General features: G+C 60.8%; 25 protein-coding genes. All 25 read right to left on the minus strand.

Annotated elements, in window-relative coordinates; genetic code table 11:
* Window positions 1–7: 7 nt before the first annotated feature.
* Window positions 8–451, minus strand: a complete 444-nt coding sequence (gene rplO / locus GGR61_RS09900; protein WP_012439114.1) for a 50S ribosomal protein L15 — start codon at window positions 449–451, stop codon at window positions 8–10.
* Window positions 452–455: 4 nt separating this feature from the next.
* Window positions 456–647: a 50S ribosomal protein L30 gene (rpmD, locus tag GGR61_RS09905; RefSeq protein WP_006450646.1), complete on the minus strand. Its 192-nt coding sequence runs from the start codon at window positions 645–647 to the stop codon at window positions 456–458.
* On the minus strand, window positions 640–1182 hold the full coding sequence (rpsE, locus tag GGR61_RS09910; RefSeq protein WP_184406859.1) for a 30S ribosomal protein S5: 543 nt from the start codon (window positions 1180–1182) through the stop codon (window positions 640–642). The genes rpmD and rpsE overlap by 8 nt, the downstream gene beginning before the upstream one ends.
* Window positions 1183–1340: 158 nt before the next feature.
* Window positions 1341–1700, minus strand: coding sequence for a 50S ribosomal protein L18 (rplR, locus tag GGR61_RS09915; protein WP_005993383.1), 360 nt, complete (start codon window positions 1698–1700; stop codon window positions 1341–1343).
* Window positions 1701–1791: 91 nt separating this feature from the next.
* Entirely contained in the window at window positions 1792–2319 is a 528-nt protein-coding gene (gene rplF, locus GGR61_RS09920) for a 50S ribosomal protein L6 (RefSeq protein WP_184621287.1), read from the minus strand.
* A 15-nt stretch (window positions 2320–2334) separates the two neighbouring features.
* Complete coding sequence (rpsH, locus tag GGR61_RS09925; protein WP_010371096.1) at window positions 2335–2733, minus strand: 30S ribosomal protein S8; 399 nt, start codon at window positions 2731–2733, stop codon at window positions 2335–2337.
* 205 nt (window positions 2734–2938) lie between these two features.
* Complete coding sequence (gene rpsN / locus GGR61_RS09930; RefSeq protein ID WP_005917137.1) at window positions 2939–3244, minus strand: 30S ribosomal protein S14; 306 nt, start codon at window positions 3242–3244, stop codon at window positions 2939–2941.
* An 18-nt stretch (window positions 3245–3262) separates the two neighbouring features.
* Window positions 3263–3805, minus strand: a complete 543-nt coding sequence (gene rplE, locus GGR61_RS09935) for a 50S ribosomal protein L5 (RefSeq protein ID WP_184406857.1) — start codon at window positions 3803–3805, stop codon at window positions 3263–3265.
* Window positions 3806–3816: 11 nt separating this feature from the next.
* Window positions 3817–4134: a 50S ribosomal protein L24 gene (gene rplX, locus GGR61_RS09940; RefSeq protein ID WP_006450639.1), complete on the minus strand. Its 318-nt coding sequence runs from the start codon at window positions 4132–4134 to the stop codon at window positions 3817–3819.
* A gap of 15 nt (window positions 4135–4149) precedes the next feature.
* Complete coding sequence (rplN, locus tag GGR61_RS09945) at window positions 4150–4518, minus strand: 50S ribosomal protein L14 (protein ID WP_003486699.1); 369 nt, start codon at window positions 4516–4518, stop codon at window positions 4150–4152.
* Between the two features lie 14 nt (window positions 4519–4532).
* On the minus strand, window positions 4533–4802 hold the full coding sequence (gene rpsQ / locus GGR61_RS09950) for a 30S ribosomal protein S17 (RefSeq protein WP_102252624.1): 270 nt from the start codon (window positions 4800–4802) through the stop codon (window positions 4533–4535).
* A gap of 11 nt (window positions 4803–4813) precedes the next feature.
* Window positions 4814–4999, minus strand: coding sequence for a 50S ribosomal protein L29 (rpmC, locus tag GGR61_RS09955; protein WP_003486703.1), 186 nt, complete (start codon window positions 4997–4999; stop codon window positions 4814–4816).
* On the minus strand, window positions 4999–5412 hold the full coding sequence (rplP, locus tag GGR61_RS09960) for a 50S ribosomal protein L16 (protein ID WP_184406856.1): 414 nt from the start codon (window positions 5410–5412) through the stop codon (window positions 4999–5001). The genes rpmC and rplP overlap by 1 nt, the downstream gene beginning before the upstream one ends.
* A 5-nt stretch (window positions 5413–5417) precedes the next feature.
* A complete protein-coding gene (gene rpsC / locus GGR61_RS09965) occupies window positions 5418–6152 on the minus strand; it encodes a 30S ribosomal protein S3 (RefSeq protein WP_184406855.1) in 735 nt (244 codons plus the stop codon).
* Between the two features lie 17 nt (window positions 6153–6169).
* Window positions 6170–6505 (minus strand): 50S ribosomal protein L22, encoded by a 336-nt coding sequence (gene rplV, locus GGR61_RS09970; protein WP_002811686.1) that lies wholly within the window; start codon window positions 6503–6505, stop codon window positions 6170–6172.
* Window positions 6506–6517: 12 nt separating this feature from the next.
* Window positions 6518–6787: a 30S ribosomal protein S19 gene (gene rpsS, locus GGR61_RS09975; RefSeq protein ID WP_005993369.1), complete on the minus strand. Its 270-nt coding sequence runs from the start codon at window positions 6785–6787 to the stop codon at window positions 6518–6520.
* Between the two features lie 6 nt (window positions 6788–6793).
* Window positions 6794–7621 (minus strand): 50S ribosomal protein L2, encoded by an 828-nt coding sequence (gene rplB, locus GGR61_RS09980; protein WP_003486715.1) that lies wholly within the window; start codon window positions 7619–7621, stop codon window positions 6794–6796.
* A 10-nt stretch (window positions 7622–7631) separates the two neighbouring features.
* On the minus strand, window positions 7632–7931 hold the full coding sequence (gene rplW, locus GGR61_RS09985; RefSeq protein WP_002811694.1) for a 50S ribosomal protein L23: 300 nt from the start codon (window positions 7929–7931) through the stop codon (window positions 7632–7634).
* On the minus strand, window positions 7928–8533 hold the full coding sequence (rplD, locus tag GGR61_RS09990; RefSeq protein ID WP_016900669.1) for a 50S ribosomal protein L4: 606 nt from the start codon (window positions 8531–8533) through the stop codon (window positions 7928–7930). Before rplD ends, rplW begins: the two co-directional genes overlap by 4 nt.
* Before the next feature lie 13 nt (window positions 8534–8546).
* Window positions 8547–9197, minus strand: a complete 651-nt coding sequence (gene rplC / locus GGR61_RS09995) for a 50S ribosomal protein L3 (RefSeq protein ID WP_184406854.1) — start codon at window positions 9195–9197, stop codon at window positions 8547–8549.
* Window positions 9198–9208: 11 nt separating this feature from the next.
* The gene (rpsJ, locus tag GGR61_RS10000) at window positions 9209–9520 is read right to left on the minus strand and encodes a 30S ribosomal protein S10 (RefSeq protein WP_003486723.1); all 312 of its coding nucleotides are present in this window, start codon (window positions 9518–9520) and stop codon (window positions 9209–9211) included.
* Between the two features lie 468 nt (window positions 9521–9988).
* Window positions 9989–11179, minus strand: a complete 1191-nt coding sequence (gene tuf, locus GGR61_RS10005) for an elongation factor Tu (protein ID WP_184621288.1) — start codon at window positions 11177–11179, stop codon at window positions 9989–9991.
* Window positions 11180–11228: 49 nt separating this feature from the next.
* Window positions 11229–13346, minus strand: coding sequence for an elongation factor G (gene fusA, locus GGR61_RS10010; RefSeq protein ID WP_184621289.1), 2118 nt, complete (start codon window positions 13344–13346; stop codon window positions 11229–11231).
* A 139-nt stretch (window positions 13347–13485) separates the two neighbouring features.
* Window positions 13486–13953: a 30S ribosomal protein S7 gene (gene rpsG, locus GGR61_RS10015; protein WP_005993356.1), complete on the minus strand. Its 468-nt coding sequence runs from the start codon at window positions 13951–13953 to the stop codon at window positions 13486–13488.
* Window positions 13954–13965: 12 nt separating this feature from the next.
* Window positions 13966–14340: a 30S ribosomal protein S12 gene (gene rpsL, locus GGR61_RS10020; protein ID WP_002811712.1), complete on the minus strand. Its 375-nt coding sequence runs from the start codon at window positions 14338–14340 to the stop codon at window positions 13966–13968.
* Window positions 14341–14509 lie beyond the last annotated feature (169 nt).

Raw genomic sequence — 14509 nt, forward strand, 5'->3', positions numbered from 1 at the left:
CTGCCGATTACTCCTCTACGCTGCCGCCGGCAGCTTCGATTGCCGCCTTGGCGCCTGCAGTTGCAGCGACACCCTTCAGCACAAACTTCTTGCTCAGCTCGCCCTTCAGCACGATCTTCGCCTTCTTGGCGCGGCTCGGGACCAGATTGGCCGCACGCAGCGCTGCAAAGTCGATCTCACCGGCTTCCAGCTTGTCCAGCTGGTAGGACAACACTTCTGCGCTGTCACGCGCCATCTTGGAACGGAAACCGATCTTCGGCAGACGACGCTGCATCGGGGTCTGGCCGCCTTCGAAGCCGGCCTTGATCTTGCCGCCACCCTTACGCGCGAACGAACCCTTGTGGCCGCGGCCGCAGGTCTTGCCAAGGCCTGAGCCGATGCCACGACCGACGCGGGTGCGCTCGGTACGGGCGCCGTCGGCGGGCTTGAGGTCATTGAGATGCATAGTCATGGGATTAGTCCTCAACCTTGACGAGGTAGTGAACCGTATTGATCAGGCCACGCACCTGCGGGCTGTCCTTGAGTTCACGCACATCGTTGATCTTATTCAGGCCCAACGCATGCACCGACAGGCGGTGACGCGACTGGGTACCACGCAGGCCACGCACCAGGCGCACCTTCACAGTCTTGCCAGTGTCCTTAGCCATGGTTGAGCTCCTCCACCTTCTTGCCGCGCTTGGCCGCAACACGCGACGGCGACTGCACTTCCGACAGACCCTTCAGGGTTGCACGGACCAGGTTGATCGGGTTACGCGAACCGACGGCCTTGGCCAGCACGTTCTTCACGCCAACCGCTTCCAGCACAGCGCGCATGGCGCCGCCTGCGATGACGCCCGTACCTTCCGACGCAGGCTGCATGTAGACGCGTGCTGCGCCATGACCCGACTTGACGGCATGCCACAAGGTGCCGTTGTTCAGATCGACAGTGGCCAGGTTCTTGCGCGCCTGCTCCATCGACTTCTGGATGGCGACCGGCACTTCGCGCGCCTTGCCATACCCGAAACCAACCTTGCCCAAGCCATCGCCGACCACGGTCAGCGCGGTGAAGGTGAACTGGCGACCGCCCTTGACCGTCTTGCTGACGCGATTGACCGCGACCAGCTTTTCGATCATGCCATCGTCGACTTTCTCTTCGCGGTTACGGTCGCGATCACGACCCCGCGGTGCACGTTCTTCTGCCATTTTGAATCCTTGATTGATTGAGTATGTACGGCTCGAAGCCGCTTATGGTTGGGAAGTCACGCTGTGTTCCCGGCTCCGTTGCAAAAGAACGGGACGGCCCGGCATCTCCCTGCCGGCGGGATTGCGGATGCGGCCGAAGGCCACATCCGCAGCAGTGCTTAGAACTGCAGGCCGCCTTCGCGAGCTGCGTCGGCCAGCGCCTTGATACGGCCGTGGTAGCGGTAGCCCGAGCGGTCGAATGCGACCTTCTCGATGCCCGCAGCCTTGGCGCGCTCGGCGATCAGCTTGCCGACCTTGACGGCCGCATCGCTGTTCTTGCCGTTCTTCAGGCCGTCCTTGACGTCGGCCTGCAGCGTGTTCGCCGCAGCGATCACCTTGGAGCCGTCGGCAGTGAACACCTGCGCATACAGATGCTGGCCGGTGCGCAGCACCGACAGACGGGCGACACCCAGTTCGCGGATGTGCGCACGGGTGGACTTGGCGCGACGCAGACGGGCAATGTTCTTGTTGATGCTCATGATATTTATCCTACGAAAGCTGAAGGAAAACAGGCTTTTGCATTGAAAAGTCCGGCCATGGATGGCCGGGCTCCTAGCAGAGGGACCTGCCTTACGCCTTCTTGGCTTCCTTGCGAATGATGACTTCACCGGCGTACTTCACACCCTTGCCCTTGTAGGGCTCCGGCGGACGGAAACCGCGAATCTTGGCGGCAACTTCGCCGACGCGCTGTTTGTCTGCACCCTGCACCAGGATTTCGGTCTGGGTCGGGGTCGACAGCGTGATGCCTTCCGGCGCCACGAACACCAGCGGGTGCGAGAAACCGAGCGCCAGGCTCAGATCCTTGCCCTGCATGGCAGCGCGGTAACCGACGCCGACCAGCTCCAGCTTGCGCTCGAAGCCTTCGGAGACACCCTTGACCATATTGGCCAGGATGGCGCGCACGGTACCGGTGATGGCGATCTGCGACGGATCGTTGGCCGACAGGGTGGCGACGCCGCCATCGACGGCGATTTCGACGCCAACCGGCTTGGGCAGGGTCAGGGTGCCTTTCGGGCCCTTGACGCTGACCAGCTCGGGCTGGACGTTGACCTCAACACCCTTCGGGAGGGACACAGGCTTCTTGGCTACACGGGACATGTTCGATTCCTTCCCTTAGGCCACGAAGCACAGAACTTCACCACCAACGCCGGCTTCGCGAGCCTGCGCATCGGTCATGATGCCCTTCGACGTGGAGATGATGGCGATACCCAGGCCACCCAGGACCTTGGGCAGCTCGGTCTTGCCGCGGTACTGACGCAGACCCGAGCGCGAGAAACGCTTCAGGGTCTCGATGACCGGACGGCCTTCGAAATACTTCAGCACGATTTCCAGCTCCGACTTGTTGTTTTCGGTGGCCGTAACGCGCAGGTCGGTGATGTAACCCTCGTCCTTCAGGACTTGGGCGATCGCAACCTTGATCTTGGACGACGGCAATTTCACCGTCTGCTTACCAACCGCGGCCGCATTCTTGATGCGTACCAGCAGGTCGGCGATGGGATCAGTCATGCTCATATGAGTACCTTTGAGTGCACCGATATCCGCTTTCGCGAAAATCTTGTGTTTTCCTGGGGACGGGCCAGGACCCTTGACGCCATGCCGAGCCCGTACGGGCAAGACAGAAGCGGAAGTATACGACAAAAGAGCCCGACTTGCGTCGGACTCCCTTGTTGAACAGAACAATCCTGTTCAAGCCGGCCGCGAACGGCCGGCAATGCTGTTACCAGCTTGCCTTGCGCAGACCCGGAACGTCGCCGTTCATCGTGGCCTTGCGCAGCATGTTGCGACCCAGACCGAACTTGCGGTAGACACCGCGCGGACGACCGGACAACTCGCAACGGTTGCGGTGACGGCTCGGCGACGAATCGCGCGGCAACTTCTGCAACTTGGTCGATGCATCGATCTTCTCTTCGTAGGACGCATCCTGACTGGAGAGGATCTTCTTCAGCGCATCACGCTTGCCGGCGAATTTCTTCGCCAGCTTTGCACGCTTGATGTCGCGGTGGATCATGGAGGTCTTTGCCATTTCGGATGTCCTCGACGGTCAGTTACGGAACGGGAACTTGAACGCTGCCAGCAGCGCCTTCGCTTCCGCATCCGTCTTGGCGGTGGTGGTGATGGCGATATCCATACCGCGGATCGCGTCGACAGCGTCGAAATCGATTTCCGGGAAGATGATCTGTTCCTTCACACCCATGTTGAAGTTGCCACGACCGTCAAAGGAACGACCGGAAACACCACGGAAGTCGCGCACGCGCGGCAACGAGATGTTGATCAGACGATCCATAAACTCGTACATCTTGGCGCGACGCAACGTGGTCTTGCAGCCGATCGGCCAACCGTCACGAATCTTGAACGATGCGACCGAAACGCGCGACTTGGTGACCACCGGCTTCTGGCCGGAGATCTTGGACATGTCGGCGACCGCATTTTCCAGAATCTTCTTGTTGGTAGCCGCCTCGCCCACGCCCATGTTGAGCGTGACCTTGACCAGCTTCGGCACTTCCATCGGATTGGTGTAGCCGAATTCCTTCATCAGGGCCGGCACCACGTTTTCCTTGTAAAACTTTTCGAGACGAGTGTTCATGATCTCATTCCTCAGGCGTCGAGCGCCTCACCGCTGGAGCGGAACACACGCAATTTGCGTCCATCCTCCAGCACCTTGAAGCCAACGCGCTCGCCCTTGCCCGTTGCCGGGTTGACGATATTGACGTTGGAGATATGGATCGACGCTTCACGCTCGACCACGCCGCCGGCGACACCCGCCTGCGGGTTCGGCTTGGTATGGCGCTTGATGATGTTGGCGTTGGAAACGATCACCCGATCGCCGTCCACACGCACCACTTCACCCTGCTTACCCTTGTCCTTGCCGGTGTTGATGACGACCTGGTCGCCCTTCTTGATACGGTTAGCCATGTGTATGTCCTCCGCTCACAGCACTTCGGGAGCGAGCGAGACGATCTTCATGAACTTCTCGGAACGCAGCTCGCGCGTCACCGGCCCGAAGATGCGGGTCCCGATCGGCTCCTGCTTATTGTTCAACAGCACAGCGGCGTTGCCGTCGAAGCGGATCAGCGAACCGTCGGGACGGCGCACACCCTTGCGGGTACGCACCACGACGGCGTCGTAGACTTCGCCTTTCTTGACCTTACCGCGCGGAATGGCGTCCTTGACGGTCACCTTGATGATGTCGCCAATGTGTGCGTAGCGGCGCTTTGAGCCGCCCAGCACCTTGATGCACATCACTTCCTTGGCACCCGAATTGTCGGCGACATCGAGGTAGCTCTGCATCTGGATCATGATTCAGATCTCCCTTATTCGGCCGAACGGGTGACGATTTCGACCACCCGCCAGTTCTTGGTCTTGGACATCGGAGCAATCTCGGTCACACGCACGACGTCGCCTTCGTTGCAGGCATTGTCGGCATCGTGTGCGTGGAGCTTGGACGAGCGCTTGATGTACTTACCGTACAACGGGTGCTTGACCTGGCGCTCCACCAACACGGTGACCGTCTTGTCCATCTTGTTGCTGACGACACGGCCTTCGACCGTGCGCAGCGTTTGCTTTTCGTTGTTGTCGCTCATCGCGGCCGTCCTTACTTGGTGCTGCCGAGCAGGTGCTTGACGCGAGCAATCTCGCGGCGCACCCGGCGGGTTTCGTGGGTCTTCGGCAGCTGGCCGGTGACCTGCTGCATGCGGAGCGAGAACTGCTCCTTACGCAGATCGGTCAGGTGGGCCTTCAGTTCGTCAGCCGACTTCTCGCGGAGTTGTTTGATATCCATCAGCGCACCGTCCGGGTCACGAAAGTGGTGGTCACCGACAGCTTGGCGGCGGCAAGGCGGAAGGCCTCACGTGCGACATCTTCGGGAACACCCTCGATTTCATAGATCATGCGGCCCGGCTGAATCTGCGCGACCCAGTACTCCACGTTGCCCTTACCGGAGCCCATGCGGACTTCGATCGGCTTCTTGGTGATCGGCTTGTCGGGGAACACACGGATCCACATCTTGCCGCCCTTCTTGGCGACGCGACTGATCGTGCGACGTGCTGCTTCAATCTGACGCGCGGTCAGCTGACCGTGCGCGGTTGCCTTGAGACCGTACTCGCCGAAGCTGACGGCGTTTCCGCTCCATGCCAGGCCGTCATTGCGGCCCTTGTGCATCTTGCGATATTTGGTTCGCTTGGGTTGCAACATTGCCGTTACCTCGCTTCACGAGCCGGGCGCGAAGGACGGTCACCACGGTCGCCGCGATCGTTACGATCGTTGCGCGGGCTGTCGTCCTGCTTCTCCTGGCCAACCTGGGAGAAGTCGAAGACCTCGCCCTTATAGATCCAAACCTTGATACCGATGATGCCGTACGTCGTGGACGCTTCGGCAAAACCGTAATCGATGTCGGCACGTAGCGTGTGCAGCGGCACGCGACCTTCGCGGTACCACTCCGAACGGGCGATTTCTGCACCGTTGAGGCGGCCAGCCACGTTGACCTTGATGCCCAGGGCACCCAGGCGCATCGCGTTGCCGACCGAGCGCTTCATTGCACGGCGGAACATGATGCGACGCTCGAGCTGCTGCGCGATCGACTCGGCGACCAGCTGCGCATCCAGCTCCGGCTTGCGCACTTCGGTGACGTTGATGTGGGCGGGAACGCCCATCATCTCGCTCACTTCCTTGCGCAGCTTTTCGATGTCCTCACCACGCTTGCCGATCACAACGCCCGGACGGGCAGTGTGGATCGTCACGCGGGCGGTTTTGGCAGGGCGCTCGATCAAGATCTTGCTGATACCTGCCTGCGCGAGCTTCTTGCGCAGCATTTCACGCACTTTCAGGTCGGCTGCCAGATAACCGGCGAAGTCGGCCTTGTTTGCGTACCACTTGGAATTCCAGTCCTTGGCGATGCCAAGACGGATTCCAGTCGGATGAACTTTATGACCCATGGTCTTTTCCTTTCCGCTTACTTGGCGGCGCCAACAATCACAGTGATGTGACTGGTGCGCTTGAGGATGCGGGTACCGCGGCCTTTCGCCCGCGCCATGAAACGCTTCAGGGACGGACCTTCATCAACCATGATGGTCTTGACCTTCAGCTCGTCGACATCCGCGCCCTGATTGTTCTCGGCATTGGCAATAGCCGACTCCACAACCTTTTTGATCAGGTGTGCAGCCTTCTTGTCCGAGAACTTCAGCAGATTGACCGCACGCTCGGCGGACAAACCACGCACCTGGTCAGCGACCAGGCGGGCCTTCTGCGGGGAGATGCGCGCGGTGCGCAGGATTGCTTTCGCTTCCATCGTCATCTCTCCTTACCTGCTCGACTTCTTGTCGCCACCGTGACCCTTGAAGGTCCGGGTGACGGCAAATTCGCCGAGCTTGTGGCCGACCATATTCTCGTTGACGAGCACCGGAATGTGGTTCTTGCCGTTATGCACGGCGATGGTGATGCCTACCATTTCCGGCAGGATCATCGAACGGCGCGACCAGGTCTTGATCGGCTTCTTGCTACCCGCAGCGGACTCCACCTTCTTTGCAAGGTGGTGATCGACGAACGGGCCCTTCTTGAGTGAACGTGCCATGGTCGATTAGCCCCTACGATCGCGGACGATGAATTGCTGGGTGCGCTTGTTCTTGCGCGTCTTGTAACCCTTGGTCGGAACACCCCACGGGGTGACCGGATGCGGATTACCCTGACCAGCCTTCGCTTCACCACCACCGTGCGGGTGATCGACCGGGTTCATGGCCGCACCGCGAACGGTCGGGCGAACACCGCGCCAGCGCTTGGCGCCGGCCTTGCCCAACTTCTCGAGGTTGTGCTCGTCGTTGCCGACTTCGCCGATGGTGGCGCGGCACTCGACCGGCACCTTGCGCATTTCGCCCGAGCGCAGACGCAGCGTGGCGTAGATGCCTTCGCGAGCGACCAGCTGGACGGCTGCACCGGCAGCACGTGCGATCTGAGCGCCCTTACCCGGCTTCAGCTCGATACCGTGAACCGTCGTACCGACCGGGATGTTGCGCAGCGGCAGCGTGTTACCGGTCTTGATCGGTGCGTTGGCACCGGCAATGACCTGGTCGCCAGCCTTCAGGCCCTTGGGGGCGATGATGTAGCGACGCTCGCCGTCGACGTAGCACAGCAGGGCGATATGGGCGGTACGGTTCGGATCGTATTCGATCCGCTCCACACGCGCCGGAATGCCTTCCTTGTTGCGCTTGAAGTCGATGATGCGGTAGTGCTGCTTGTGGCCACCACCGACGTGACGCACGGTGATGCGGCCATGGTGGTTACGACCACCGGACTTGCTCTGCGAATCGAGCAGCGCCGCGTGCGGTGCGCCCTTGTGCAGATCGGGAGTAACCACGCGCACGGCGGAACGACGGCCGGGAGAGGTGGGTTTGAACTTCATCAATGGCATGGGATGGACCTCAGGCCTTGGCCGTTACGTCGATGGACTGACCATCAACCAGGCGGACGTACGCCTTGCGCCAATTGCCACGGCTGCCAGCACGGTTACGGAAGGACTTGCTCTTGCCCTTGACGTTGACCACGTTGACTGCCTTGACCTTGACGTCGAACAGCTGCTCAACCGCGGCCTTTACATCGGCCTTGGTGGCTTCGTTCGAAACTTCGAAGACATACTGGTTGGAGATTTCCTGCAGGCGCGCGGTCTTTTCGGAGACTCGCGGAGCACGCAGCACGCTGAAGATTTTTTCGTTGCTGCTCATGCCAGCCACTCCTCGACCTTCTTGACCGCATCGGCGGTGATCACGACCGTATCGGCCCCGACCAGAGCGACCGGATCCAGACCCTGCACATCACGCACCTGCACATACGGCAGATTGCGAGCGGACAGATACAGGTGCTCGGAGGCTTCTTCGGTGACGATCAGCGGGCGCTTGCCCACATCCAGTCCCTTCAGCTTCTCGATCAGACCCTGGGTCTTGGTGGTTTCGACGTCGAACGCATCGACGATCATCAGGCGACCCTGGCGATTAAGCTCAGAGAAGATCGCGCAGATGGCCGCACGGTACATCTTGCGGTTGACTTTCTGTTCGAAGCTGCGCGGCTTGGCCGCGAAGGTCACGCCGCCGCCGACGAAGATCGGAGCCGTCAGCGCGCCGTGACGCGCACCGCCGCCCTTCTGCTTCTTCGACTTCTTGGTCGTGCCCGCAACTTCCGAACGCGTCTTCTGTGCCTTGGTACCAGCGCGACCGGCATTGCGATAAGCGACGACGACCTGGTGAACCAGATCTTCGCTGAATTCGCGACCGAACACGGCATCGGAGACCGAGACCTTGTTGTTGCTACCCGTGATAACGAGTTCCATCGTCATCTCTCCCTTATGCCTTGCTCGCCGGACGGACGATCACGTCGCCACCAGCTGCGCCAGGCACGGCGCCGCGGATAGCAATCAGACCACGCTCGACGTCGACCTTGACCACTTCCAGGTTCTGCGTGCTTTGCTGCACGGCGCCCATGTGGCCCGACATCTTCTTACCCGGGAAAACGCGACCCGGGGTCTGGCGCTGACCCAACGAACCCGGCGCGCGATGCGACAGCGAGTTACCGTGAGTTGCATCGCCCATACGGAAGTTGTAGCGCTTGATGGTGCCCTGGAAACCCTTACCCTTGGTGACGCCCTGGACGTCGACCTTCTGGCCGACCTCGAAGATGTCCGCCTTGATTTCGCCGCCGACGGCGAAATCGCCGAGCTGCGCATCTTCAACGCGGAATTCCCACAAGCCACGACCCGCTTCGACCTTCGCCTTGGCGAAGTGACCGGCGGCCGGCTTGTTGACCAGTGCGGCGCGACGCGCGCCAACGGTAATCTGCACGGCGCTGTAGCCGTCGGCTTCGACGGTCTTGATCTGCGCGATGCGGTTTGGAGTTGCTTCGATCAGCGTGACTGGTATTGCACGGCCGTCTTCAGTGAAGACGCGGCTCATACCAGCCTTGCGGCCCACGAAGCCCAACGAATATTTCTTCGTCATGGTCGTAGTCCTCAGGTCAACTTGATCTGAACGTCGACGCCAGCCGCGAGCTCGAGCTTCATCAGCGCGTCCACGGTCTTGTCGTTGGGATCGACGATATCGAGCACACGCTTGTGCGTGCGGGTTTCATACTGGTCACGCGCATCCTTGTCGGCATGCGGGGAGACGAGGATGGTGTAACGTTCAATCTTGGTCGGCAGTGGGATCGGGCCACGCACTTGCGCGCCGGTCCGCTTGGCTGTCTCGACGATCTCGCTGGCCGAACGGTCGATCAAACGATGATCGAACGCCTTCAGCCGAATCCGGATCTTTTGTTCCGACATGACGGAAGCTTCCTTCGTTAAAAGAGCGACGGGCAAGGCCTCTGGGATACCTGCCCCGATATTCCTGCGTAGATGAAATCGCCGCGCATCCTGCCGACGAGGGCACTTCCTCCGCCCAAAAACTGAGGCAGACCGGTAAACCGGTCTGCCCAGACGGAAAAGTATAGTGCGCAACAAGAGCACGGTCAACAACGCATGAGTTGTTGAGTGCTCCAAGCAACGCGACCTTCCCGGTCTGGCGAACACGAGCGGCATCCTGCCGTTCTTTTCGCTGTAACTCAGCGCCCTACCCAGGGACACCGAGCCGCGCATTATAGCGAGGGTGTTTTCCCTGCGCAAGCACCCTGACCCATCAATCCCATCGCACAGAAACACTGCAGCGCAATGAAGACTTCCATAAAAAAAGGGCCGGCTTGCGCCGACCCTTGTTGCCGCGTCGACGACCGAAGTCGCCGAACTGCAGGCTACTTACTTGATGATCTTGGCAACCACGCCGGCGCCGACGGTACGACCGCCTTCACGGATGGCGAAGCGCAGACCTTCGTCCATCGCGACCGGGTTGATCAGGGTCACGACCATCTTCACGTTGTCGCCCGGCATCACCATCTCCACGCCTTCCGGCAACTGGCAAGCGCCAGTGATGTCGGTGGTACGGAAGTAGAACTGCGGACGGTAGCCCTTGAAGAACGGGGTATGACGGCCACCCTCGTCCTTCGACAGCACATAGACTTCGGCTTCGAACTCGGTATGCGGCTTGATCGAACCCGGCTTGCACAGCACCTGGCCACGCTCCACGTCGTCACGCTTGGTGCCGCGCAGCAGCAGACCGGCGTTGTCGCCTGCCTGGCCCTGGTCCAGCAGCTTGCGGAACATTTCCACGCCGGTGACCGTGGTCTTCTGCGTGTCGCGAATACCGACGATTTCGATTTCGTCGCCGACCTTGATGATGCCGCGCTCGATACGACCGGTCACCACGGTGCCGCGGCCGGAGATCGAGAACACGTCTTCGACCGGCATCAGGAACGGACGATCGACGTCGCGGGTCGGCTCCGGGATGAAGGTGTCGAGCGCTTCGACCAGCTTCAGGATCGCCGGCACACCGATGTCACTCTGATCGCCATCCAGCGCCAGACGGGCCGAACCATGGATGATCGGGGTGTCATCGCCCGGGAAGTCGTACTTGCTCAGCAGCTCGCGCACTTCCATTTCGACCAGCTCGAGCAGCTCGGCGTCGTCGACCATGTCAGCCTTGTTCAGGAACACCACGATGTGCGGCACGCCGACCTGGCGCGACAGCAGGATGTGCTCGCGGGTCTGCGGCATCGGGCCGTCAGCGGCCGAACACACCAGGATCGCGCCGTCCATCTGCGCTGCACCGGTGATCATGTTCTTGACGTAGTCGGCGTGGCCGGGGCAGTCAACGTGCGCGTAGTGACGGTTCTCGGATTCGTATTCGACGTGTGCGGTCGAGATCGTGATGCCGCGCGCCTTCTCTTCCGGCGCCGCGTCGATCGCGTCGTACGCCTTGAACTCGCCACCGAAACGCTCTGCACCGATCTTGGTCAGCGCGGCGGTCAACGTGGTCTTGCCATGGTCAACGTGACCAATGGTGCCGACGTTCACGTGCGGCTTCTTGCGCTCAAATTTAGCTTTCGCCATGACTAACTACCTCTAATTGAAAAATTTTGTGAGAAGCGACTGAGCGAACTCAGCCCTTCTTGGTGACGGCGTCGGCGATGTTGGCCGGTGCCTCTTCGTAATGGTCGAATTCCATCGAGAACGTCGCACGGCCCTGGCTCATCGAGCGCAGCGAGGTCGCGTAACCGAACATTTCGCCCAGCGGGATCATCGCGTTGATGATCTTGCCCGACGGGCTGTCGTCCTGACCCTGCAACACGCCACGACGGCGGCTTACGTCGCCCATCACGTCACCCAGGTAATCCTCCGGGCTGACGATCTCGACCTTCATGATCGGCTCCAGCAACACCGGGCTGGCTTTCGCAAAGCCCTGCTTGAACGCCATCGACGCGGCCAGCTTGAACGCCATTTCCGAGGAGTCGACGTCGTGGTACGAACCGAACACCAGCTTGACCTTCACGCCCACCACCGGGAAGCCGGCGATCGGACCACTGGTGATCGTTTCGCGCAGACCCTTTTCGACCGAGGGGATGAATTCCTTCGGGATGATGCCGCCGGTGATGTCGTTGATGAAGAGGAAATCGTCCTTGACGTTGTCGCTCTTGCGATCTTCTTCGCTCATCGGCGACAGCTCGATCACCACGTGACCGTACTGACCCTTACCACCGGACTGCTTGGCGTGCTTGTAGTCGGACTTGACGTCGGACTTGCGGATCGTTTCGCGGTAGGCCACCTGCGGCTTGCCGACGTTGGCCTCGACATTGAACTCGCGACGCATGCGGTCGACGATGATGTCCAGGTGCAACTCGCCCATGCCCGAGATGATGGTCTGGCCGGATTCTTCGTCGGTCTTGACGCGGAACGAGGGATCTTCCTGCGCCAGACGACCCAGGGCCATGCCCATCTTTTCCTGGTCCGACTTGGTCTTCGGCTCCACCGCCATCGAGATCACCGGTTCCGGGAAGATCATGCGCTCCAGGGTGATGATCTTGTCCTGCGCACACAGCGTGTCACCGGTGGTGACGTCCTTCAGACCCACGGCAGCGGCGATGTCGCCAGCGCGCACTTCCTTGATCTCTTCGCGATTGTTGGAGTGCATCTGCAGGATGCGGCCCACGCGCTCTTTCTTCGACTTGACCGGGTTGTAGACCTGGTCGCCGGAGTTCAACGTGCCCGAATAGACACGGAAGAACGTCAGCGAACCCACGAACGGGTCGGTCATGATCTTGAACGCCAGCGCCGAGAACGGTGCGGTGTCGGTCGCAGCGCGAGTGTCTTCCTTCTCGTCTTCGTCGATACCCGCGACCGGCGGACGGTCGGCCGGCGACGGCAGCAGGTGCACGACGCCGTCGAGCATGGCCTGCACGCCCTTGTTCTTGAACGCCGAGCCACAGAACACCGGCACGATCTCGACCTTCAGGGTGCGCTCGCGCAGACCCACCAGGATCTCTTCTTCGCTCAGGTCGCCTTCGTTGAGGTACTTGTCCATCAGGTCTTCGCTGGCTTCTGCAGCCGCTTCCACCATGAACGAACGCGCCTCGGTCGCGATCTCGACCAGATCGGCCGGGATGTCGCGGTATTCGAAGGTGGTGCCCTGCGAGGCGGTATCCCAATGGATCGCCTTCATCTTGAGCAGGTCGACCACGCCCTCGAAACCGTCTTCGGCGCCGATCGGCACCTGCATCGGCACGGCGTAGGCACCCAGACGGGCCTTCAGCTGCTCAACGACCTTGTCGAAGTTGGCACCGGTACGGTCCATCTTGTTGACGAAGGCCATGCGCGGCACGGAATACTTGTTGGCCTGGCGCCACACGGTCTCGGACTGCGGCTGCACGCCACCGACGGCACACAGCACGAACACCGCACCATCGAGCACGCGCAAGGAGCGCTCCACTTCGATGGTGAAGTCGACGTGCCCGGGGGTGTCGATGATGTTGAAGCGGTGCTGCTGCATGGACTTGTCCATGCCCGACCAGAACGCAGTGGTGGCAGCGGAGGTAATGGTGATCCCACGCTCCTGCTCCTGCTCCATCCAGTCCATCACTGCAGCGCCGTCATGGACTTCGCCGATCTTGTGACTGACACCGGTGTAGAACAGGATGCGTTCGGAAGTGGTGGTCTTGCCAGCATCGATGTGGGCCATGATGCCGAAGTTGCGGTAACGCTCGATAGGGGTGGTGCGGGCCACGGGGAGCCTCTCAATTTCTTGGATTTCGGATGGCCGAACGCCGCCTTTCGGCGGCCTTCGGATTTGGATGCGACGCGAAAACGCGTCGCAAACAGCACTCAAATGGTGCTGAAGGGCCCCGTTACCAAGGCCCCCGAGGTCACCAGCGGTAGTGTGCGAACGCCTTGTTCGCCTCCGCCATACGGTGCGTCTCTTCGCGCTTCTTGATCGCGCCGCCACGGCTTTCCGAGGCGTCCAACAGTTCTGCAGCCAGCTTGCGCGGCATGGTGTTCTCGCCACGCTTACGCGCGGAATCGATCAACCAGCGCATTGCCAGCGCCATGCGACGGGAGGAGCGCACTTCGACGGGCACCTGATAGGTAGCACCACCGACGCGACGCGATTTGACTTCGACAGCCGGGGCCACGTTGTCCAGTGCTTTCTGCACCAGCTCGACGGCATTCGGATTCTTTTCGCCAATGACGTCCATCGCGCCATAGACAATTTTCTCAGCAACCGACTTCTTGCCACTTTGCATCACCATATTGATGAAGCGGGCAATGGTTTCGCTGCCATGCTTTGGATCAGGCAGGACGGTGCGCTGCGGAGTAGAACCTTTACGGGACATTAGAGTATTTCCTTAGCTCTTCGGGCGCTTGGCGCCGTACTTGGAACGACCTTGACGGCGCTTTGCGACGCCGGCGGCGTCCAGCGAACCACGGACGGTGTGATAACGCACACCGGGAAGATCCTTGACGCGGCCACCGCGAATCAGGACCACGGAGTGCTCCTGCAGGTTGTGGCCTTCACCACCGATGTAGCTGATGACCTCTTCCTGGTTCGTCAGGCGCACTTTGGCAACCTTACGCAGGGCCGAGTTCGGCTTCTTCGGGGTAGTGGTATAGACGCGTGTGCAGACGCCGCGGCGCTGCGGACACTTGTCCAGTGCCGGGGAGGCACTCTTGTAGGTGGTCGCTTGCCGAGGCTTGCGGACCAGCTGATTGATCGTCGTCATCAGTTGATTCTTCTGATAGGAGGCCAGACGGCCTTGCACGAAAACAAAGGCAGGCCGAAAAACGGCCCGCCGAGACAGGGAAGTATAGCTGGCAGGACAAAACTCCGTCAACTTCACGGAAATCTAACCCGCTGGCCCATCCAAAGGCCGGAAAACGGAGGGCCTCCTG

The organism is Xanthomonas sp. 3058 (assembly GCF_014199765.1).
Classification (GTDB): Bacteria; Pseudomonadota; Gammaproteobacteria; order Xanthomonadales; family Xanthomonadaceae; genus Xanthomonas; species Xanthomonas campestris_B.